This window comes from Micromonospora sp. NPDC048930 (assembly GCF_043197935.1).
Lineage (GTDB): Bacteria > Actinomycetota > Actinomycetes > Mycobacteriales > Micromonosporaceae > Micromonospora.
The window spans coordinates 224442-244664 of the sequence record NZ_JBICUB010000009.1; the positions used below are offsets into that span (position 1 = coordinate 224442).

General features: G+C 75.6%; 17 protein-coding genes and 2 pseudogenes. 13 read left to right on the forward strand and 6 right to left on the reverse strand.

Annotated features, from left to right (window positions below; translation table 11 throughout):
• Positions 1 to 2 precede the first annotated feature (2 nt).
• Positions 3 to 1031 (reverse strand): alpha/beta hydrolase, encoded by a 1029-nt coding sequence (locus ACGFI9_RS24125; protein ID WP_393181148.1) that lies wholly within the window; start codon positions 1029 to 1031, stop codon positions 3 to 5.
• A 152-nt stretch (positions 1032 to 1183) separates the two neighbouring features.
• Entirely contained in the window at positions 1184 to 1606 is a 423-nt protein-coding gene (locus ACGFI9_RS24130; protein WP_393181150.1) for an HPF/RaiA family ribosome-associated protein, read from the reverse strand.
• A 291-nt stretch (positions 1607 to 1897) separates the two neighbouring features.
• On the opposite strand from ACGFI9_RS24130, the gene ACGFI9_RS24135 reads away from it, so the two are divergent.
• From ACGFI9_RS24135 to ACGFI9_RS24145, 3 genes and pseudogenes are all read left to right on the forward strand, one after another.
• A complete protein-coding gene (locus tag ACGFI9_RS24135) occupies positions 1898 to 2644 on the forward strand; it encodes a single-stranded DNA-binding protein (RefSeq protein WP_393181152.1) in 747 nt (248 codons plus the stop codon).
• A 118-nt stretch (positions 2645 to 2762) separates the two neighbouring features.
• Positions 2763 to 3755 (forward strand): annotated as a pseudogene (locus ACGFI9_RS24140) (cobalamin biosynthesis protein); the annotation flags it as partial.
• Positions 3756 to 3838: 83 nt separating this feature from the next.
• A complete protein-coding gene (locus ACGFI9_RS24145; protein ID WP_393181153.1) occupies positions 3839 to 5377 on the forward strand; it encodes a cobyric acid synthase in 1539 nt (512 codons plus the stop codon).
• Positions 5378 to 5461: 84 nt separating this feature from the next.
• Here the strand turns inward: ACGFI9_RS24145 and ACGFI9_RS24150 are convergent, their stop codons facing one another.
• Both ACGFI9_RS24150 and ACGFI9_RS24155 read right to left on the reverse strand, forming a co-directional pair.
• A complete protein-coding gene (locus ACGFI9_RS24150) occupies positions 5462 to 5863 on the reverse strand; it encodes a rhodanese-like domain-containing protein (protein WP_393181269.1) in 402 nt (133 codons plus the stop codon).
• 117 nt (positions 5864 to 5980) lie between these two features.
• Complete coding sequence (locus tag ACGFI9_RS24155) at positions 5981 to 6745, reverse strand: alpha/beta fold hydrolase (protein WP_393181155.1); 765 nt, start codon at positions 6743 to 6745, stop codon at positions 5981 to 5983.
• Between the two features lie 55 nt (positions 6746 to 6800).
• Between ACGFI9_RS24155 and ACGFI9_RS24160 the strand changes: the two genes are divergently transcribed.
• From ACGFI9_RS24160 to ACGFI9_RS24180, 5 genes and pseudogenes are all read left to right on the forward strand, one after another.
• The gene (locus ACGFI9_RS24160; protein WP_393181157.1) at positions 6801 to 7322 is read left to right on the forward strand and encodes a PadR family transcriptional regulator; all 522 of its coding nucleotides are present in this window, start codon (positions 6801 to 6803) and stop codon (positions 7320 to 7322) included.
• A pseudogene (locus ACGFI9_RS24165) lies at positions 7289 to 8056 on the forward strand (uridine kinase); the annotation flags it as partial. The gene ACGFI9_RS24160 and the pseudogene ACGFI9_RS24165, both read left to right, overlap by 34 nt.
• Positions 8049 to 9401, forward strand: a complete 1353-nt coding sequence (locus ACGFI9_RS24170) for a dipeptidase (protein WP_393181271.1) — start codon at positions 8049 to 8051, stop codon at positions 9399 to 9401. The pseudogene ACGFI9_RS24165 and the gene ACGFI9_RS24170, both read left to right, overlap by 8 nt.
• A gap of 77 nt (positions 9402 to 9478) precedes the next feature.
• Complete coding sequence (locus ACGFI9_RS24175; protein ID WP_393181159.1) at positions 9479 to 9685, forward strand: hypothetical protein; 207 nt, start codon at positions 9479 to 9481, stop codon at positions 9683 to 9685.
• 213 nt (positions 9686 to 9898) lie between these two features.
• Positions 9899 to 11482, forward strand: a complete 1584-nt coding sequence (locus tag ACGFI9_RS24180) for an ATP-dependent DNA ligase (protein ID WP_393181161.1) — start codon at positions 9899 to 9901, stop codon at positions 11480 to 11482.
• 19 nt (positions 11483 to 11501) lie between these two features.
• Here the strand turns inward: ACGFI9_RS24180 and ACGFI9_RS24185 are convergent, their stop codons facing one another.
• Positions 11502 to 12326 carry an SURF1 family protein gene (locus ACGFI9_RS24185; protein WP_393181162.1) on the reverse strand — a complete coding sequence of 275 codons (825 nt, stop codon included), beginning with the start codon at positions 12324 to 12326 and terminating at the stop codon, positions 11502 to 11504.
• Positions 12327 to 12495: 169 nt separating this feature from the next.
• Here ACGFI9_RS24185 and ACGFI9_RS24190 point away from each other — a divergent pair, with 169 nt between their 5' ends.
• Together ACGFI9_RS24190 and ACGFI9_RS24195 are read left to right on the forward strand one after the other, a co-directional pair.
• Positions 12496 to 13863 (forward strand): cobyrinate a,c-diamide synthase, encoded by a 1368-nt coding sequence (locus tag ACGFI9_RS24190; RefSeq protein WP_393181164.1) that lies wholly within the window; start codon positions 12496 to 12498, stop codon positions 13861 to 13863.
• On the forward strand, positions 13860 to 14429 hold the full coding sequence (locus ACGFI9_RS24195; RefSeq protein WP_393181166.1) for a GNAT family N-acetyltransferase: 570 nt from the start codon (positions 13860 to 13862) through the stop codon (positions 14427 to 14429). The genes ACGFI9_RS24190 and ACGFI9_RS24195 overlap by 4 nt, the downstream gene beginning before the upstream one ends.
• Before the next feature lie 73 nt (positions 14430 to 14502).
• Here ACGFI9_RS24195 and ACGFI9_RS24200 read toward each other — a convergent pair whose 3' ends face one another.
• Complete coding sequence (locus ACGFI9_RS24200) at positions 14503 to 16638, reverse strand: transglycosylase domain-containing protein (protein ID WP_393181168.1); 2136 nt, start codon at positions 16636 to 16638, stop codon at positions 14503 to 14505.
• Positions 16639 to 16771: 133 nt separating this feature from the next.
• Here ACGFI9_RS24200 and cobC point away from each other — a divergent pair, with 133 nt between their 5' ends.
• The 3 genes from cobC to cobA are packed head-to-tail and all read left to right on the forward strand — an operon-like array spanning position 16772 to position 20210.
• On the forward strand, positions 16772 to 17917 hold the full coding sequence (cobC, locus tag ACGFI9_RS24205; RefSeq protein WP_393181170.1) for an Rv2231c family pyridoxal phosphate-dependent protein CobC: 1146 nt from the start codon (positions 16772 to 16774) through the stop codon (positions 17915 to 17917).
• On the forward strand, positions 17917 to 18987 hold the full coding sequence (gene cobT / locus ACGFI9_RS24210; protein WP_393181273.1) for a nicotinate-nucleotide--dimethylbenzimidazole phosphoribosyltransferase: 1071 nt from the start codon (positions 17917 to 17919) through the stop codon (positions 18985 to 18987). Before cobC ends, cobT begins: the two co-directional genes overlap by 1 nt.
• A complete protein-coding gene (gene cobA, locus ACGFI9_RS24215) occupies positions 18984 to 20210 on the forward strand; it encodes a uroporphyrinogen-III C-methyltransferase (RefSeq protein WP_393181172.1) in 1227 nt (408 codons plus the stop codon). The genes cobT and cobA overlap by 4 nt, the downstream gene beginning before the upstream one ends.
• Positions 20211 to 20223 lie beyond the last annotated feature (13 nt).

Here is a 20223-nt window from a genome sequence, read left to right on the forward strand (position 1 = left end):
GCTCAGCCCTCGGCGTTCGCGCCGGCCCGGTCCTCGACCGGCCGGCGCGCCGCCGGCGGACCGGTGGGCTCCGGGTCGGTCGGCCCGGCCCCGAGGAACCCCTCCGCCCACCGTCCGACCTCCGCGAAGACCTTCTCGCGTACGGCGGGGCCGGAGAGCGTGAGGTCGTGCAGGCCACCGTCGAAGCGGGCCAGGGTGACGTGCGGACCGAGCCGGGGTGCCCAGCGGACCATGTGCTCCACGTCCAGCACCGCGTCGGCGAGGGTGGCCGACTCGTGCCACTTCGTGCCCCGGTAGCTGCGGGTGGAGCAGGCGAGCAGCACCGGCACCTGGATGTCCAGGCCGGCCCGGAGCTGCCGCTGGCCGGTCCGGATCGCGTTGATCCAGCCGGCCCGCACCGGGAACCCGGCGAGCGGCTTCCAGGCCAGGTCGTACCGCCATTCGCCGCGGTGGTCGGCGTGCAGGCTCTCGCCGTACACGGTGCCGAGCCCGAACGGGAGGATGCGCTGCGGCGCCCGGCGGCCCAGCCGGGAGACGGCGGCCGCGAGGGGTCGACGGACCAGCCAGGGCGCGTTGATGTCGAAGAAGGGGCTGTTGAGGACGATCCCGTCGACCAGGCCGGCCGCGCGGCGGGCGTGCGCCCAGAGCGAGATGATCAGGCCGCCGGTGGAGTGGCCCATGGCGAGCAGGGTGTCGTGGCCCTCGTCCTCGCGGATGATCTTCGCGGCGGCGTCCAGCTCCGGGAAGTACTCGCTGAGGTCGCGGCAGAAGTTCGGGGTCTGGTGCGGTTGCAGGCTGCGGCCGTACTTGCGCAGGTCGAGCGCGTAGAAGTCCCAGCCCCGCTCGGCGAAGAAGTCGGCGACGTGGGTCTGGAAGAAGTAGTCGACGAAGCCGTGCACGTAGAGCACGGCCCGGCCGGTCGGGCGTTCGGCCCGGCGGCGGACCAGGGTCGCGACGACCGGACCCTCGTCGTCGGTGCCCAGGTCGATGGTCTGCCGCTCGTACGGCGGTCCCAGCACGTCGGGTTCCACGACCGCGACGGTACGCCGCCACGCTACCGGGCGGTAGCCCCTGCGGGTCTGCCCTCCTCCGCATGCGGCATGTCGGGGTGTGCCGTCTCCGGACACCCCGACATGCCGCACCGCGGCGTAGATCACCACCGGTGGTCGGAGCGTTGGTCCGGTCAGGCGGTCTCGGCGTCGGCCGGGCTGAGGTCGGCGTCGCCGTCCGCCACCGGAGCCGCGCCCGGCCGGGCCGGCTCCCGGACGTGCTTGTTGTGTCGCGGCTCCTGCCGGGTCTTCGCGTCGTTGAGCCGGCGGCGCAGGTCGTCCCGGACGTCGTTCAGCGCGGCGTGCAGGTCCTCCTCGGCGGAGGTGGTGACGATCTTCTGCCGGCCCGCGATCCAGCACTCCAGGGTCACCTTCTGGCCCCGGGCCGCGCGGTCCTTCACCGACACCTCCAGCTCGGTGGCGTCGGCGTGGAACCCGGCCAGCCGGGCGTCCAGGGTGGCGAACTGCTCCGCGATCCAGTTCCGGTCGCCCTGGGAGAACCCGGCGCCGACCCGCAGGCACTCGGCCACGGTCGCGGGGTTCGCCACGGCACTCATCGAGGGGCCTCGCAGACGTCTCGGAGAAGCATCGTCGCTCCCTTTCTCTCGGTTGATCAACGCCATACCCGGTCGACGCGGGTCCGGAAACCGCTCCACCGCCGCCCCTCTCGATCGTGCTGCGACGCAGGTCGGCGGCGCAGGGGCCGTTGGTACCTAGCAGACGGGACCTTGATCAGGTCGTTGTCCACAGGTCGCCCCGCCGTCCACAGCCCGTGCCGGCGCGGCTGGTGGCGGGGCCGCTGCCGGTCGAGGCTCGGCCCGACAAGCCGAGTCTCCCTGGGAGGGGCGATGTTCGATACGTACGTCACCGTCGTCGGCAATGTGCTGACCGCGCCGGAGTGGCGCCGTACCACGCAGAGCAACACCCTGGTGGCCAACTTCAAGGTCGCCTCCACCGCCCGCCGGCTCGACCGGGACTCCGGCCGCTGGGTCGACGGCAACAGCCTGCGCGTCCGGGTGAACTGCTGGCGGAAGCTGGCCGAGGGGGTGGCCGCCTCGGTGATGGTCGGCGACCCGGTGGTCGTCGCGGGCCGCCTCTACACCCGCGACTGGACCGACGACGCCGGCAACCACCGCACCCTCTACGAGCTGGAGGCGGTCGCGGTCGGGCACGACCTGTCCCGGGGGCGCGGCCGCTTCCTGCGCAACCGTCCCGGCATGGCGACCAGCATCGTCGAGGACGCCGAGGCGGAGCGCCGGGTGCACGGCGAGGCGACCGAGCCGGTGCCGGACGCGCACGCGCCGGCCTCGCTCGACGACCGCCCGTTCGACGACGAGTTCGAGGCGCTGGAGTTCGCCGCGCCACGCGCCGGGCACGGGCTCGCCGACGACCCGGACGGGTCGCCGACGGGTGAGTTCGACGAGGCGGCCGACCCGTTCGACGACCTGGGCGACGGGGACGGTGACGAGGAGGACGGCGAGGTGACCGCCGAACCCGACGAGGCCGGCGAGCCGACGCCGGCCGGCGACGCCGACGGGGTCACCCCGACCGGTCGGGGCCGGCGGGGCGGGCGGCGGGCAGCCGTGCCCGCCTGAGCCCAGGCGGATCGTGCAACGGGGGAGCGGGGTGGCGACGCCGACGTGGCCACCCCGCCGTACGGCATGGCCTAGGCTGGCCGGCCGGAGGTGGTGACGGGTGCGGCAGGCGACCGCCATGGCGACCGCGGCGGGACTGGTGGCGGGCTACGCCCTGGACTCGCTGCTCGGCGATCCCCGCCGGTGGCATCCGGTGGCCGGCTTCGGCCGGGCCGCCGGCGCCCTGGAGCAGCGGATCTACCGGCCGGAGCGGGCGGCGGGGGCGGCGTTCACCGCGCTCGCCGTCGGCGCCCCGGTGCTGCTCGGGGTGGCCGGCACCCTCGCCACCCGGCGTCGGCCGCTGGCCCGCGCCGCGCTGGTGGCCGCGGGCACCTGGACGGTGCTGGGCGGCCGCACCCTGCGGCACGAGTCCCGGGCGATGGCCCGGTCGCTGGGCGCCGGTGACCTGCCCGCCGCGCGCCGCCGGCTCAACCACCTCTGCGGCCGCGATCCGTCGGCGCTGGACGAGCCGGAACTGGCCCGGGCCACCGTCGAGTCGGTCGCCGAGAACACCTCCGACGCGGTCGTCGCACCGCTGGTCTGGGGTGCGGTCGCCGGGCTCCCCGGCCTGCTCGGCTACCGCGCGGCGAACACCCTCGACGCGATGGTCGGCCACCGCTCGCCCCGCTACGCCCGGTTCGGCACTCCGGCCGCCCGGCTGGACGACCTGCTCAACCTGGTCCCGGCCCGGCTGACCGGGCTGCTCACCGTCGCCGTGGCGCCCACCGCGCACGGTGACCGCCGGGCGGCCTGGCGGGTCTTCCGGCGGGACCGCAGCGACCACCCGAGCCCCAACGCCGGGCAGTGCGAGGCGGCGATGGCCGGGGCGCTCGGCGTCCGGCTCGGCGGGCGCAACGTCTACTTCGGGCGTTCCGAGACCCGGCCGTTCCTCGGGGACGGGCCCCGGCCGGAGGCGCGGCACCTGAAGCGGGCGGCCCGGATCTCCGGCGCGGTCGGCCTGGCCGCGCTCGGGCTCGCCGCGGCGTACCCGGTGACGGTGGGCCGGCTGGTCGGGGCGGCCGGTCGGTCGGCCCTGGGCGGGCTGCGCCGGGTCGCCGCCGGTCCCCGGCGGGCAGGTGAGGTCGACGCGGCGCTCGGCCGGGCCTCGGCGGCGACGTCTGCGCTGGCGAGCACGGCGCGGTCGGGGGCCGGGCGATGAGCGGCGGGCTGCTGGTCGCCGGCACCACCTCCGACGCCGGCAAGAGCGTGCTCACCGCCGGCATCTGCCGGTGGCTGCGCCGCCGAGGGGTCCGCGTCGCGCCGTTCAAGGCGCAGAACATGTCCAACAACTCGGCCGTGGTGGTCGGCCCGGACGGGCGCGGCGGCGAGCTCGGCCGGGCCCAGGCGATGCAGGCCGCCGCCTGCGGGCTCGCCCCGGACCTGCGATTCAATCCGGTGCTGCTCAAGCCGGGCAGCGACCACGCCAGTCAGGTGGTGCTGCTCGGCGAGGCGGTCGACACCGTCACCGCGGGCAACTTCCGGGAGCTGCGGCCCCGGCTGGCCGAGACCGCGTACCAGGCGCTGGCCGAGCTGCGGGCCGCGTACGACGTGGTGATCTGCGAGGGGGCCGGCAGCCCGGCCGAGATCAACCTGCGGGCCGGGGACTACGTGAACATGGGGCTGGCCCGGCACGCCAACCTGCCCACCATCGTGGTCGGCGACATCGACCGGGGTGGCGTGTTCGCCTCGATGTTCGGCACCGTGGCCCTGCTCGACCCGGCCGACCAGGCCCTGGTCGCCGGCTTTGTGATCAACAAGTTCCGGGGCGACCTCGGGCTGCTCCGGCCCGGGCTGGACATGCTGCACCGGGTCACCGGCCGCCCCACGTACGGGGTGCTGCCGTGGGAACTGGACCTCTGGCTGGACGCCGAGGACTCGCTCGCCTACGGCCGGGTGCTCGGTCGCCCGGCGGCCCCGCGCGGCACCGACTGGCTCGACGTCGCCGTCGTCCGGCTGCCCCGGATCAGCAACGCCACCGACGTCGAGGCGCTCGCCACCGAGCCGGGCGTCCGGGTGCGGCTGACCGTCGAGCCGGCCGAACTGGCCGCCGCCGACCTGGTCGTGCTCCCCGGTTCCAAGTCGACCGTGGCCGACCTGGCGTGGCTGCGGGAGACCGGTCTGGCCGACGCCGTGTCGGCGCACGCCGCCGCCGGCCGGCCGCTGCTCGGCATCTGCGGCGGGTTCCAGATGCTGGCCCGGGCGATCCATGATCCGGTGGAGAGCCGGCAGGGCAGCGTTCCCGGGCTGGGGCTGCTGCCCGTCGAGATCACCTTCGATCCGCGCAAGACGGTCCGCCGCGCCGCCGGCACCGCCGACGGCGACGTCCCGGTCCACGGCTACGAGATCCACCACGGGTACGTCTCCACCGCCGACCCCGGCCTGCCGCCGCTGCTCCGCCACGCCGACGGCACCGGCGAGGGCGCGCGGCTCGGCGCGGTGCACGGCACGCACTGGCACGGCGCCTTCGAGTCCGACGGCTTCCGCCGCCGGTTCCTGACCGAGGTCGCCCGGCTGGCCGGGCGGACCGGCTTCAAGGTTGCCCCGGACACCGAGTTCGCCGCCGCCCGCGAGCGGACCCTGGACCTCCTCGGCGACCTGGTCGAGGAGCACCTCGACACCGTCGCCCTGTGGCGGCTGATCGAGTCCGGCCCGCCACCGCACCTGCCGTTCATCCCGCCCGGCGCGCCGGGCTAGCGCGCCCCCGGGGGGCTGCCGGCGAGCGGGGCCCACCAGCAGGGCCGCCCCGGGGCGGTCGGGCCGCCGCGCGGCCGCCTGCCGTCAGTACCGGACGTCGGCCGGGCGGTCGGACATCGGTAGGCCGGCCTCCTGCCACCCCTGCACGCCACCGATCATGTCGGTGGCCCGGCGCAGGCCGAGCGCCTGCAGGCTGGCGGCGGCCAGGCTGGAGCTGTAGCCCTCGCGGCACACCACCACGACCTCGCGGTCGTACCCGGTCGCCTCGGGGATCCGCCAGGCGCTCCCCGGGTCCAGCCGCCACTCCAGCACCGTCCGGTCGACGACGATCGCCCCGGGCAGCTCGCCCTGCTCCCGCCGCTGCGCCTCGGTGCGCGTGTCGACCAGCAGCGCCCCGGCGCGGACCGCCTCGACGGTCTCGTGCGGGGTGAGCCGGCGAAGCCCGGCCCGGGCCTGTTCCAGCAGGGCGTCGACGCCCGGACTCATCACGTCATGGAGCACCACCCGATGATGCCGGCCGGCCGGCGGCCACGGCGGGTGAACGACCAGCCCACGTCGGGCCGCCACGACGAAATCCCTCGGAGGCGTTAGCCCCGCCCCGTCTCAGGCCGCGGCGAGTCCGGCCGCCACCACCGTCGTGAACTCCTCGGGCGCGTCGAGCATCACGTTGTGCCCGGCATCGGGCACGGTCACCACGCGTACGCCGGCGGCGGAGAGGCCGGCCGCGTCGTCGACGGGCCCGGTGCGTCCACCCTGCACGTACAGCCGGGGCATCGGCAGCCGCTCCAGGAGGTGGCGCATCGTGGGCCGGGTGCCGGCGACCAGGCCCACCGCGCTCCGGTGCAGGCCGACCGGATCGGCGAGGCGCATGGTGGCGGCCCACAACGGCCCGACGCGGTCCAGTGTCTCGGCATAGCCGCCGGCCAGGAAGTCCGCCAGGGCGTAGCGGGTGACGCCGCTGCTGGCGGCCGTCAGGGGCGGGTTCGGGTCGAGGTTCGCCTCGACCAGCACCAGCCGGCGCACCAGATCCGGCCGCTGGTGGGCGAGGACGATCGCGACCGCGCCACCCATGCTGTGCGCCACCACGTCGGCGCCGCGGACGCCGGCCACGTCGAGCGTCGCGGCCAACGCCGTTGCGTGGTCGGCCAACGTGTAGCCGAAGCCGGCCGGCCGGTCGCTCAGCCCGAAACCGAACAGGTCGACGAAGAGCGAGCGGTGCCCGGCCAGCCCGGGCCGGGTCGCCACCGGCACGAAGTACGCCGCCGACGTGGCGCCCAGCCCGTGCACGTACACGCGGGCCGGCTCCTCGCCGGCGATCTCCACCCAACGCATCCGGGCCCCGTCCGGGCCCACCACAGCTGCCTGCATGACCGTCACTATACATCCGCGCCGAGGTATATCGGAAGCGGGATATGATCGGCCCGTGCTCGAACTCGCGATCCTCGGCCTCCTCGCCGAGCAGCCCCTGCACGGCTACGACCTCAAGCGGCGGGTGGCCCAGCTGACCGGGCACGTACGCCCGATCGCCGACGGCACGCTCTATCCGGCGATCAAGCGGCTGGAGCGGGCCGGCTGGCTGACCCGGCGCGCCGAACCGGGATCCCGGGCGGCGCCCCGGCAGATGCTGGTCCTCACCGAGCAGGGCCGCGCCGAGCTCCGGCGCCGGCTGGCCGAGCCGGAAGAGGTGGAGATCAGCGACGAGAACCGCTGGTTCACCCTGCTCGCCTTCCTCCGCCACCTCGACGACCCGGCGGCCCGGGACGCGGTGCTCCGGCGCCGGCTGGCCTTCCTGTCCACCCCGAGCAGCTTCTTCTACGAGGGGGACCGGCCGGTACGCGCGGAGGAACTGGACGACCCGTACCGGCGGGGGTTGCTCACCATCGCCCGGGCCACCACCCGGGCCGAGCTGGCCTGGCTGCGGGAGACGCTGGGCGAACCGGAGTGAGGCCGGTGGCGGTGGTCGAGGCGTACGCCGGGCTGGCCCGGCGGGTGCTGGCCGGGCCGGCGCGGTTGGGGCGTACCCGACTGGTGGCGGTCGACGGGCCCAGCGGCGCGGGCAAGAGCGTCTTCGCGGCGCGCCTCGCGGACGCCTTCGCCGCGCTGCCCGGCGGTGACCGGCCGCCGGTGGTCCGCACCGACGACCTGCTCGACGGGTGGGACGACCAGCTCACCTTCTGGTACCGGCTGGAGGAGTGGGTGCTCGGCCCGGTCCGCGCCGGGCGGCCCGGGACCTACCGCCGGTACAGCTGGGTGCGCCGGTGCTTCCTGGACCGGCCGGTGCCGGTGCCGGCCGGGCCGGTGCTCATCGTCGAGGGGGTGAGCGCGGCGCGGGCGGCGGTCCGGCCGGAGCTGACCCTGTCGGTCTTCGTCACCGCGCCGGCGCCGCTGCGGCTCTCCCGCGCGCTCGACCGCGACGGCGCGGAGATCCTGCCCGAACTGCGCCGGTGGCACGCGGGGGAGCGGGCGCACTTCGCCGCCGACCGCACCGAGGCGGCCGTGGACGTCGTGGTCGACGGCGCCCCGGGACTCCCGCACGACGCGGACCGGTATTACGTCCGCCGGCCCTGATCACGGGCCTGGCCCGCGGGCGCAGGGGACCGCCGACGGAAGCAGGCTCCGGCGCTGCCCGCGGTAAGGCCGGCATACGATGCCGGTCATGACCACACCGATCATGTCCGAGTCCGAGGTGCGGGCCGCCGTCGAGCGGGAACTGCCCGGAGTCCGTGCCGACCTCGAACGCCTCGTCCGCATCCCGGGCATCGCCTTCGAGGGCTTCGACCACTCGCACGTCGAGCGATCCGCCGAGGCGGTGGCGGAGCTGCTGCGCGGCTGCGGCCTCGACACGAAGATCGTGCGCTCCGGCGGCCAGCCGGCGGTGATCGGGAAGAAGCCCGCCCCGCCCGGCGCGCCCACCGTGATGATGTACGCCCACCACGACGTCCAGCCGGTCGGTGACCTCACGCTCTGGCTCTCCGACCCGTTCGAGCCGGTGGAGCGGGACGGCCGCCTCTACGGGCGGGGTGCCGCCGACGACAAGGCCGGCATCATGGCGCACATCGCCGCGCTGCGCGCGTTCGGCGACCGGCTCCCGGTCGGCGTGGTCCTCTTCATCGAGGGCGAGGAGGAGTACGGCTCGGACTCGCTGGAGCGGCTGCTCGCCGAACACCGCGAGGAACTGGCCTCCGACGTCATCGTGATCGCCGACTCCACCAACTGGGACATCGGGGTACCGGCGCTGACCACCTCGCTGCGCGGCATCGTCAACTGCTTCGTCGAGGTGCGCACCCTCGACCACGCCGTGCACAGCGGGATGTTCGGCGGCGCCGTGCCGGACGCGCTCACCGCCCTGGTCAAGCTGCTCGGCACGCTGCATGACGACGCCGGGAACGTGACGGTCGAGGGTCTGGTCGGCCGGGAGGGCGCCAGCGTCGACTACCCGGAGGACCGGTTCCGCGCCGAGGCCGGCCTGGTCGACGGGGCCGAGCTGTTCGGCACCGGCCGGATCACCGACCGGCTGTGGACCAAGCCCGCCCTCGCGATCCTCGGCGTCGACGCCCCGGCCACCGGTGAGGCGCCGAACGCGCTGGTCCCGTCGGCCAAGGCGAAGCTGAGCGTGCGGCTGGCGCCCGGCGACGACCCGAAGAAGGCGTACGCCGCGCTCACCGCGCACCTGGAGCGGCACGCCCCGTGGGGCGCGCAGGTGACGGTGACCTTCGAGCACGACGGCGCGCCCTGCGTCATCGACGCCACCGGGCCGATGTTCGAGGCGGCGCGGGCGGCGTTCCGCGGAGCGTGGGACGGCACCGACCCGGTGGACATCGGTGTCGGCGGCTCCATCCCGTTCATCGCCACCTTCCAGGAGATGTTCCCTGCGGCGGCCATCCTGGTGACCGGCGTGGAGGACCCGCACGCCCGGGCCCACGGTCCGAACGAGAGCCTGCACCTGGGCGAGTTCGCCCGGGTCTGCCTGGCCGAGGCGCTGCTGCTGGCGAAGGTCGCCGAGGCGGGGGCCGACCGGAGTTAGGTGTCGGAACCGTAACTTCGGGGCCGATGTCGGAGTTTGCGGTGTGTCGGGCGGCGGGGTGTTATAGCCTTTCGAACATGCGTACGAACGACGAGATGGCGCGGCTCCAGGCCGCCATCAGTGCTCTGGGGGACGTCGATGTCTCCGCGTGGCCCGAGGACACGCTCAAGGAACAGCTCGGTGAGCTGTCCGCCGCGCTGGTCACGCTCGACGCGCTGCTGAGCCGGGTCGCCGACGAGGTTCGCGCCCGCGGCCTGCGGATCGAGGAGCCGGTCTCGGCCTGACCGCGACCGGCCCCCGGTCACCGCCCCCGGCCCCGGCAACCCGGCCGGCCCTCGGCGGGCCGTGGTGATCGACTCGGGCTGCCGGAATCCGGGTGGATCGTCGGCGGACGAGGCCGGGCGGTGTGGCCGGGGTGGCCTGGCCGGGTGGCGTACGGGACCCGTCGCCCGGCCAGGATGCCCCGCCGCGTCAGGGGTGGCTGGCAGGATGAGTCCGTGCGGTTCCTCGACCTGGCGGCCACCTCCGCCGCCGTGGGCGCCACCAGCGGCCGGCGGGCCAAGGTGGAGCTGCTCGCCGCGGCGCTGCGGTCGCTCGACCCCGACGAGATTCCGGCCGGCGCCGGCTACCTGGCCGGGGAGCTGCGCCAGCGACAGACCGGGGTGGGCTGGGCGAGCCTGCGTGACCTGCCGCCACCGGCGGCCGAGCCGACGCTGACCGTGGGCGGGGTCGACGCGGCCGTCGAGGAGATCGCCGGCGTCCACGGTCCCGGCTCGCAGGCCCGCCGGCGGGACCTCGTCGGCCGGCTCTTCGCCGCCGCCACCGCCGACGAACAGCGGCTGCTCGCCGGCCTGTTCCGCGGTGAGCTGCGCCAGGGCGCCCAGGCCGGCCTGCTCACCGACGCGGTGGCCCGGGCCGCGGAGGTGCCCGTGGCCGCCGTACGCCGGGCCCTGCTGCTCGCCGGCGACCTGCGCGCGGTGGCCGTCGCCGCGCTCACCGGCGGTGCCGCGGCGCTGGCCGGGTTCGGGCTCCAGGTGGGTCGCCCGCTGGCCCCGATGCTGGCCCAGAGCGCGCCCACCGTGGACGAGGCGCTCACCGCCACCGGCACCCCGGCGGTGGTCGACGTGAAGCTCGACGGCATCCGGATCCAGGTGCACCGGTCCGGCCAGGACATCGCGGTCTTCACCCGCAGCCTGGACGACATCACCACCCGGCTGCCCGAGGTGGTGGCCGCGGTGCGCGCGCTGCCCGCCCGGGAGCTGGTGCTGGACGGCGAGGCGATCGGGCTGGACGCCACCGGCCGCCCGCTGCCGTTCCAGGAGACGTCCAGCCGCGCCGCCCGGCGCACCACCCCCAGCACCACCGGGGGCACCCCGGTGGCGCCGGCGGTGCTCGCCGCCGCCGAGCGGACCGGCGACGCGGTGCTGACGCCGTACTTCTTCGACCTGCTGCACCTCGACGGCGCGGACCTGATCGACCTGCCGGGCCGGGACCGGTGGGCCGCGCTGGCCGGCGCGGTCGACCCGACCCTGCTGGTGGGGCGGGCGGAGGTGGACGACGCGGAGCAGGCCGGCGCGGCGTTCGCCGCCGCGATCGACGCCGGCCAGGAGGGGGTGGTGGTCAAGGATCCGGCCGCCCCCTACGACGCCGGGCGGCGCGGCTCGGCCTGGGTCAAGGTCAAGCCCCGGCACACGCTCGACCTGGTGGTGCTGGCGGTCGAGTGGGGCAGTGGCCGGCGGCAGGGCTGGCTCTCCAACCTGCACCTGGGCGCCCGCGACCCGCGCACCGGGGAGTTCGTCATGCTCGGCAAGACGTTCAAGGGGCTCACCGACGAGCTGCTCCGCTGGCAGACCGAGCGCTTCCTCGGCCTGGCGGTGGAGAAGGGGGACTGGGTGGTCCGGGTCCGGCCGGAGCAGGTGGTCGAGATCGCGTTCGACGGGGTGCAGACGAGCAGCCGCTACCCGGGCGGCATGGCGCTGCGGTTCGCCCGGGTGGTGCGCTACCGCGACGACAAGACCGCGGCCGAGGCCGACACCATCGACGCCGTTCGGGCCATCCACGAGGGCCGGGTCACCGGCTGAGGCCGCTCCGGCGGGCCGGTCAGGCGGAGGCCGGCGCGGCGGGCTCGGCGGCCCGGTCCACCGGCGTACGCGGCCGGTCGAGGCCGGCCATCCGGCGCGCCTCCCGGCGGGCCACCCAGCCGTAGCCGACCAGGCTCATGCCCGCGAAGAGCCACCACTGCACCACGTACCCGAAGTTCTGCCAGTTGTTCGTGTGGCCGATCGGGACCGCCTGGAACGCCGGGTCGGCCGCCGGCGTCTGCTGGTCGAGCAGCACGTAGCCGCCGGCCACCGGGTAGGGGAGCTGCTTCGCGATCCGGGGGATGCTGATCCGCCGGGTCTCCAGCTTGCCCTCGCGCCGGTCCACCCCGCCGCCGCCGCTCTCGCTGGACACCACCCGGCCGGTGACCGTGACGTCGCCGGCCGGCGCGGCCGGGACCTGCGGTTGGGTGGTGGCGCTGCCGCCCGGGGCCGGCGGGATCCAGCCCCGGTCCACCAGCACGGCGGTGCCGTCGGCGAGCACCAGCGGGGTGAGCACCTCGAACCCGACCTCGTTGTCGACCGTACGGCCGCGGACCAGGACCACGTTCGCGCCGTCGTACCGGCCGGTGGCGGTCACCTTGGTCCAGGTGACCCGCTCCGCCGGGGCCGGCCCGGTGCTGCCGGCGCCGCCGCTCGGCGCGGGCAGGGCGTCCCGCAGCGGTACGGGGGCCATCGTCGAGCCCGCGTCGATCCGCTCGTTGATCGCGGTACGGCCCCGGTAGCGGTCCAGCTGCCAGTTGCCGAGGAACACCATCAGCGCGGCGGCGACCAGGGTCAGCGCGAGATAGCCCAGCCAGCGCGGGGTCAGCAGGAACCGGTACACGTTTGCCAAGGCTACCCGTGTGAGCGGGGCCACCGGCCCGCGCCGGGCCGGAAGCCGTTGCCGGGCCCGGCAGCGGCCGGGCCGGAACCGACCGGTCGGCGGCCGCCGCGCGTCGGCCCGGGCGGGTATGGTCACGCGGGCGGAAACCACCCCAGACCAGGAGTCGACGATGACCCTCGTGCCGCGCGTCGTGCTCAGCGCCCCCTCGTCGGGGCACGGCACCGGTGGCCTCGCCCTCGGCCTGCTCGCCGCGCTCGCCGACCGGGGGCTGGACGTGGCCGGCTGCAAGGTCGGGCCGGACCAGGTGGACGCGGCGTACCTCGGGCTGGCCGGCGGGCGCCCGGGGCGGAACCTGGACCCCCGGCTGGTCGGCCCGGAGCGGGTGGCGCCGCTCTTCGCGCACGGCGCGGCCGGGGCCGACTTCGCGCTCGTGCAGGGCACCATGGGCCTCTACGACTCGGTCGCCGGCCGTCCGGAGACCGAGTCCACCGCCGCCGTGGCCACCGCGCTGCGCAGTCCGGTGGTGCTGGTGGTGGACGTGGCGGCGATGGGCCAGTCGGTGGCCGCCCTGGTGCACGGCTTCCGGGCGTACGACGAGCAGCTCTGGCTGGGCGGGGTGATCCTCAACCGGGTGGCGTCGCCCCGGCACGAGGCGATGCTGCGCGAGGCGCTCGACGACGTCGGCGTGCCGGTCTACGGCGCGCTGCGCCGGCACGAGCTGCCCCCGGTGCTCCCCGCCCGCCGGCACGGGATGGTCCCGGCGGTCCAGCGGGACGGCGAGGCACTGCGGGCGGTGCGCCGCCTCGGCGAGGCCGTCGCCGCCACCGTCGACCTGGACCGGTTGCTGGGGCTGGCCCGCTCCGCGCCGGAGTTGCCGGTCGAGCCCTGGTCGCCGGCCCCGGCCGGTGACCCGCCGACCGGCGAGCGGCCGGTGGTCGCGCTGGCCGGCGGCCCGGGCGGCAGCTACAGCCACCCGGAGACGGCCGAGCTGCTGCGCGCCGCCGGGGCCGAGGTGGTCACCGTCGACCCGCTGCGCGACGAGGCGCTGCCCGCCGGGACCCGCGCGCTGGTCGTCGGCGGCGGCCTCCCCGAGACGTACGCGGACCGGCTCTCCGCCAACCGCCGGCTCTGCATCGCCGTGGCGGAGCTGGCCCGTACCGGCCGGCCGGTGATCGCCGAGGGGGCCGGCCTGCTCTGGCTGGCCCGGGAGCTGGACGGGCTGCCGATGTGCGGGGTGCTCGACGCGATCGGCGCGAGCCGGGACGGCCTGGTGATCGGCTACCGGGAGGCGACCGCCGCCGCCGACAGCGTGGTGGCCGCGGCCGGCGCCACGGTGGTCGGGCACAAGCAGCACGCCGCCGTGGTCACCCCGCGGGCCGGCGAGCGGGCGGCGTGGAGCTGGGACGGCGGCACCCCGGAGGGCTTCGTCTGGCGGGGCGTGCACGCCTCGCAACTGGTGCCGCACTGGGCCGCGTACCCGGAGATCGCGGCCCGGCTGGTCGCGGCGGCCGGGGCTCCGGCGGAGGCCCCGGCGTGATCGGGCAGGTGGCGGTCCGCCGTTTCCCGACGCTGACCGTCTCCACCCCGCGCACCGAGGTACGCCCGCTGGTGGTGGCGGACGTCGAGGCGGTGGACGAGGTGTTCGCCGACCGGCAGACCCAGCGCTGGCTGCCGCTGGCGGACGCGTCCGGGCAGATCGACGGTCAGGCGTGGTGCACCGAGCTGGCCCGGCAGCGCCGGGACAGCGGCGACGGCGACCACTACGGGGTGGTCCGCCGGGAGGACGGGCGGCTGGTCGGCTGCCTCTGGACCCGGCGCACCGACTGGGGCGCCCGGTTGACCGAGGTCTCGTACGCGCTCGCCCCGCACGCCCGGGGGTTCGGCCTGGCCGCCGAGGCGGTGGACGCGGTGGCCATCGCGCTGCTCCTGGAGCACGGTTTCCAGCGGGTCGAGCTGCGGGTCGCGCCGGGGAACGTGGCCTCCCGCCGGGTGGCGGAGAAGGCCGGGTTCAGCTACGAGGGGCTGCTGCGCAACGCGGGCGTCGTCCGGGGCGCCCGGGTCGACCTCGAACTCTGGTCCTTCGTCGCCGCCGACCTGCGCTGAAGCGGCGGTCAGGGGGTTCGCGGCCGGTACCGCGAACCCCCTGACCGGTCAACCCGGGCGCACCCCCGGGTGGTCAGCCGACGATCTGGTCGGACGGTGGGGTGAACTGGCGGGTGGGCTTGCCCTTGAGCGCATCGCGCAGGGTCATCGCCACCGCGTCCACCGGGACCTGCGACAACCCGTCACCCACCGCGTTGAACGGGTTGTCCGGGTCGGCGATGAAGCTCGCCGCGGCCAGCTCCGGGGTGTAGCCGACGAACCACGCGGACCGGGTGCTGTCGGTGGTACCCGTCTTGCCGGCGACCGGGCGGCCGACCGTGCCCCGGACGCTGTCGGCGGTGGACCAGCCGCCGCAGCCGCCCTTGGCCGGCGTGTCACCCGTCGGGCAGCGGGCGGCGTCGGTGGCGGCCCGGGCGGCGTCCGCGTTGACCACCTGCCGGCATCGCGGCTTGGCGACCTCCCGCTCCACGCCGCCGGCCGTCGTGTACATCGCCGGCGTGCCGTCCCGGTTCATGATCGAGTTGACCGGGATGGCCTCGCAGTACCGGCCGTCGGCGGCGATCGCGGCGTACGCGTTCGCCATCTCCAAGGGAGTGGCGTCGGAGACGCCCAGGGTGAACGCGCCCCACTTGTTCGCCTTGTCCGGCGCGGCGTGCTCGCGGTCCACATCGGTACGCCAGCGCAGCCCGAGCTGCTCGGCCAGGCGTACCCCCTTCTCGGCGCCGATCTGCTCCTCCAACTGCACGAAGTAGGTGTTCACCGACTTGCCGAAGCCCGACCACATGGTCTGCACGCCGGTCATCGCACCACTGGCGTTCGAGGGCGCCCAGCCGTCGTACACCTTGGACGTGTAGCGGTACGGCGAGTTGATGGAGGTGGAGAGGGTCATGCCGGAATTGAGCGCGGCGAGCATCGGGAACATCTTGAACGTCGATCCGGCCTGGTAGCCCGGGAGCGTGCCGCCGCCCAGCAGGGGCGCGACGGTGTTCGGGTAGTTCGCCTTGACCTTCGGGCCGGCCTCCGGGTTGGAGCTGTTCGGGTTCTCGCTCAGATCGAGCGAGTAGGTCCGGTTCACCGCCATGGCCTTGATCCGTCCGGTGCCCGGTTCGGCCACCACGATGCCGTTGGCGAACGGGCTGCCCGTCCCGTCCTTGGCGCCCACGTTCTTCTCCGCCGCTTCCTGGATCTTCGGGTCGAGGGCGAGCACGATCCGGTAGCCGCCCCGGCGCAGCCTGTCCATCCGCTCGAGCCGGTTGCTCCCGAACGCGGGCTGCGCGCTCCACCAGTTCTTCAGGTAGTCGCAGTAGAAGCCCCAGGTCGCCCGGTACTTCTCGTCGAGCGCGGCGCAGTCGTTCGGCGGGTTGGTGAGCTTGAGCTTGATCGGCTCGGCCTTGGCCCGCGCGACGGCGTCCGGGGACAGGTAGCCGAGCCGGGCCATGTTGTCGAGCACGTAGTTGCGCCGGCCGGTGGCGTCCTTCTGGTCGGAGGTGATCGGGTCGTACTCGGACGGGGACTTGACCAGGCCGGCGAGGGTGGCCGCCTCGACCGGGCTGAGCGTGGCCGGGGTCTTGGAGAAGAAGATCTGCGCGGCCGCGTAGATCCCGTACGCCCGGTGGCCGAAGTAGGCCGAGTTGAGGTAGCGCTCCAGGATCTGTTCCTTGCTGAGATGCTTCTCGATGTCCAGCGCCATCCGCATCTCCTTGACCTTGCGGAGGCTGGTCTGCTGGGTGGCCTCCTGGACCTCCTTCGGCGTCTTGGCGCTGTCCCGCAGGGCCATCCGGACGTACTGCATGGTGAGGGTCGAGGCGCCCTGGGAGACGCCGCCGGAGCGGGCGTTGGACACGAAGGCGCGGGCCACGCCCTTCGGGTCGACGCCGTGGTGCTGGTAGAAGCGGTTGTCCTCGGCGGCGACGATCGCCTGCTGGATGTTCGGCGACATGTCCTCGATCTTGGTGTACTGCCGGTACTCCTCGTAGAACATCGTCAACACGGTCTTGCCGTCCGGCGCGTAGACGTACGAGGTCTCGGCGGGTAGCGCGGTCTTCAGGATGCTCGTCTTCTGCTCCACGGCGTGCGCGGTGGCCTTCGCGCCGATGCCGGTCACGGCGGCGAGCGGGTACGCCGCGGCGGCGACCACGATGCCGGCGATCAGCCCGGCGCGGAGAAGGGGAATGGCACGACCAGCGGAGGCAAGGGGTCGGTTGCTCACATGGTCAAGCTATGACATTTCCGATTCGGAAATGAGAAGAATTCATAAACGGGCGAGCGGGTGGAGTGGTGGTGACGCGTCCCACGCCGGGATCCGCTGTCCCGGGCGGCGGCTTCCCGGCAGGATCGCGGACATGCGCGCTCAGCCCACCGGGACCGCGCCGGCCGCCGCCGCGCCGGACGTACGACAACTCCAGCTCGGCGCGCCTGACGCCGCGCCGCGACCTGACGCCGTCGAGCCCGACCTCGGGCACCACGGGGACGCCGAGGCCACCCCCGGCCTGGTCGACCTGGCGGTCAACGTCCGCCGTGCCCCGATGCCCGACTGGCTGGCCGATCCGCTGGTCGCCGCGATGGGCCGGCTGGCCGCGTACCCGGACCCCGGCCCGGCCCGGGCCGCCGTCGCTCACCGGCACGGGCGACCCCCGGAGGAGGTACTCCTCACCGCCGGCGCGGCCGAGGGCTTCGTGCTGCTCGCCCGGGCGCTGCGCGACGCCCGGCGGCCGGTGGTGGTGCACCCGCAGTTCACCGAGCCGGAGGCCGCGCTGCGGGCCGCCGGCCACCCCGTGGAGCGGGTGCTGCTCGATCCGGCCGAGGACTTCCGGCTCGACCCGGCCCGGGTGCCCGCGGACGCCGACCTGGTGATGATCGGCAACCCCACCAACCCGACCTCGGTGCTGCACCCCGCCGAGTCGCTCGCCGCGCTGGCCCGCCCCGGCCGGGTGCTGGTGGTTGACGAGGCGTTCGCCGACACCACGCTCGCCCCCGGCGTCGACGGCGAGCCCGAGTCCCTCGCCGCCCGCCGCGACCTGCCGGGCCTCGTGGTGGTCCGCAGCCTCACCAAGACCTGGGGGCTGGCCGGGCTGCGCGTCGGGTACCTGCTCGGCGACGCCGACCTGCTCGCCCGGTGCGCCGCCGCCCAGCCGCTCTGGGCGGTCTCCACCCCGGCGCTCGCCGCCGCGACCGCCTGCGCCTCCCCGGCCGCCGTCGCGGCCGAGCGCGCCATCGCCGCCGGGCTCGCCGCCGACCGCGACCACCTGGTGGCCCGCCTCTCCACCCTGCCCGGCGTACGCGTCGCGGGCCGCCCGGCCAGCGCCTTCGTCCTGGTCCACCGGCCCGGTGCCGCGGCGGTGCGGGAGCGGCTGCGCGAGCGTGGCTGGGCGGTACGCCGGGGCGACACCTTCCCCGGGCTGGGCCCGGACTGGCTGCGGATCGCGGTGCGCGACCCGGCGACGACCGACGCGTTCATCGACGTGCTGGCGGAGATCCTGGAGGCATGATGTTGGAGTCCACCGTCGCGGCAATCGGGCCGCTCGACGAGGCCGCCATGGCGGCGGCCGGTGAGCTGCAGGGCCGGCTGACCAAGCCCGCCGGCTCCCTCGGCGCCCTGGAGCCCCTCTCGGTACGCCTCGCCGGGCTGGCCGGGGCCTGCCCGCCGCCGCTGCCCGAGCCGGCCGCAGTGGCGATCTTCGCCGGCGACCACGGCGTGCACGCCCAGGGCGTCACCCCCTGGCCGCAGGAGGTCACCGCCCAGATGATCGGCAACTTCCTGGCCGGCGGCGCGGTGGTCAACGCGTTCGCCCGGCAGGCCGGCGCCTCGGTCACCGTGGTGGACGTGGGCGTGGCCACCCCGCTGCCGCTGGACCCGGCAGCCGACCCGGCCGGTCCGCGCCTGGTCGCCGCGAACGTACGGGCCGGCACCCGGGACCTGACGGTCGCCGCCGCGCTCACCCGGGACGAGGCACGCACGGCGGTGGAGACCGGCATCCGGGTCGCCGGCGAGCTGATCGACGGCGGGGCCGGCATCCTGCTCACCGGCGACATGGGCATCGCGAACACCACCCCGGCCGCCGCGCTGATCGCCGCGTTCACCGGCGTCGACCCGGCCGAGGCGACCGGGCGCGGCACCGGGGTCGACGACGAGACGTACGCGCGGAAGGTCGGCGTGGTGCGGGCCGCGCTGGACCGGCACGCGCCCGACCCGGCCGATCCGCTGGGCGTGCTGGCCGCCGTCGGCGGGCTGGAGCACGCCGCGCTGGCCGGGTTGATCCTCGGGGCCGCCGCCCGCCGGGTGCCGGTGCTGCTGGACGGGGTGATCGCGGTCAGCGCCGCGCTCGCCGCCACCGCGTTCGCCCCGCAGGCGGTCGGGGCGATGGTCGCCGGGCACCGCTCGGCGGAGCCGGGCGCCACGGCGGCGCTGCGGCACCTCGGCCTCGACCCGCTGATCGACCTCGGGCTGCGCCTCGGCGAGGGCACCGGCGCGCTGCTCGCGCTCCCGGTGGTCACCGGCGCGGTCCGGGTGCTGCACGAGGTGGCCACCTTCGACTCGGCAGGAGTGGCCGAGAAGTGACCAGCCCATACCCCCTGGGGCTGCGGCTGGCCGGCCGGCGGGTGGTCGTGGTGGGCGGGGGAGCGGTGGCCACCCGGCGGGTGCCGGCGCTGCTCGACGCCGGCGCGGACGTCCTGCTGGTGTCGCCGGAGCTGACCCCGGCGCTGCGCGCCCACGTCGACGCCCGCCGGCTGCACTGGGTGCCGCGCCGGTTCGCCCCCGGCGACCTGGACGGCGCCTGGCTGGTCCAGGTGGCCGTGAACGACCCGGCCGCCGCGGCCGCGGTCAGCGCCGCCGCCGCCGAGCGCCGGATCTTCTGCGTCCGCGCCGACGACCGGGCCGCGGCCACCGCGTGGACCCCGGCGGTCACCCGGCACGGCCCGGTCACCGTCGCCGTGCTCGGTGGTGGTGACCCCCGCCGGGCGATGACCGTCCGCGACGCGATCCGCCACCTCCTGACTGACAGGAAGGGCCCCCTGCCAACGCCTGCGGTAGCGGAGGGGGCCCCGGTTGGCGGCGGCGGCCGGGTGGCGCTGGTGGGCGCGGGCCCGGGCGATCCGGAGCTGATCACGCTGAAGGGCTGGCGGCTGCTGACCGAGGCGGACGTGGTGGTCGCCGACCGGCTCGTCCCCGGGCTGCTCCTCGACGAGCTGCGCCCGGACGTCGAGCTGGTCGACGCCTCGAAGATCCCGTACGGGCCGTCCCGCGCCCAGGAGGAGATCAACCGGATCCTGGTGGACCGGGCCCTGGCCGGGAAGTCCGTGGTGCGGCTCAAGGGCGGCGACCCGTACGTCTTCGGCCGCGGCGGGGAGGAGTTGCTGGCCTGCGCCGAGGCGGGCGTCCCGGTGACCGTGGTGCCCGGGGTGACCAGCGCGATCGCCGTACCGGCGGCGGCCGGGGTGCCGGTCACCCACCGGGCGGTGGCGCACGAGTTCACCGTGATCTCCGGGCACGTCGCGCCGGACTCGCCGGCGTCACTCGTGCGCTGGGAGGCGCTCGCCGGCCTGCGCGGCACCCTGGTGATCCTGATGGGCCTGAAGAACCTGGCCGCGATCAGCGCCACCCTCGCCGCCCACGGCAGGCCGCCGGAGACCCCGGCGGCGGTGATCCAGGAGGGCACCACCAGCGCCCAGCGGACGCTCCGGTCGACCCTCGGCGAGGTCGCCGCCGACGTGGCCGCCGCCGGCCTCCGTCCCCCCGCCATCGTGGTGATCGGCGACGTGGTGGGGGCGCTCGACGTCTGATCCCGTGTCCGGG

Coding starts and splice junctions, on each gene's coding strand:
- ACGFI9_RS24130 (WP_393181150.1), bottom strand. CDS start 1,606: ATGAGTGCCGTGGCGAACCCCGCGACCGTGGCCGAGTGCCTGCGGGTC.
- ACGFI9_RS24135 (WP_393181152.1), top strand. CDS start 1,898: ATGTTCGATACGTACGTCACCGTCGTCGGCAATGTGCTGACCGCGCCG.
- ACGFI9_RS24145 (WP_393181153.1), top strand. CDS start 3,839: ATGAGCGGCGGGCTGCTGGTCGCCGGCACCACCTCCGACGCCGGCAAG.
- ACGFI9_RS24150 (WP_393181269.1), bottom strand. CDS start 5,863: ATGAGTCCGGGCGTCGACGCCCTGCTGGAACAGGCCCGGGCCGGGCTT.
- ACGFI9_RS24155 (WP_393181155.1), bottom strand. CDS start 6,745: ATGCAGGCAGCTGTGGTGGGCCCGGACGGGGCCCGGATGCGTTGGGTG.
- ACGFI9_RS24170 (WP_393181271.1), top strand. CDS start 8,049: ATGTCCGAGTCCGAGGTGCGGGCCGCCGTCGAGCGGGAACTGCCCGGA.
- ACGFI9_RS24175 (WP_393181159.1), top strand. CDS start 9,479: ATGCGTACGAACGACGAGATGGCGCGGCTCCAGGCCGCCATCAGTGCT.
- ACGFI9_RS24190 (WP_393181164.1), top strand. CDS start 12,496: ATGACCCTCGTGCCGCGCGTCGTGCTCAGCGCCCCCTCGTCGGGGCAC.
- cobC (WP_393181170.1), top strand. CDS start 16,772: ATGCGCGCTCAGCCCACCGGGACCGCGCCGGCCGCCGCCGCGCCGGAC.
- cobT (WP_393181273.1), top strand. CDS start 17,917: ATGTTGGAGTCCACCGTCGCGGCAATCGGGCCGCTCGACGAGGCCGCC.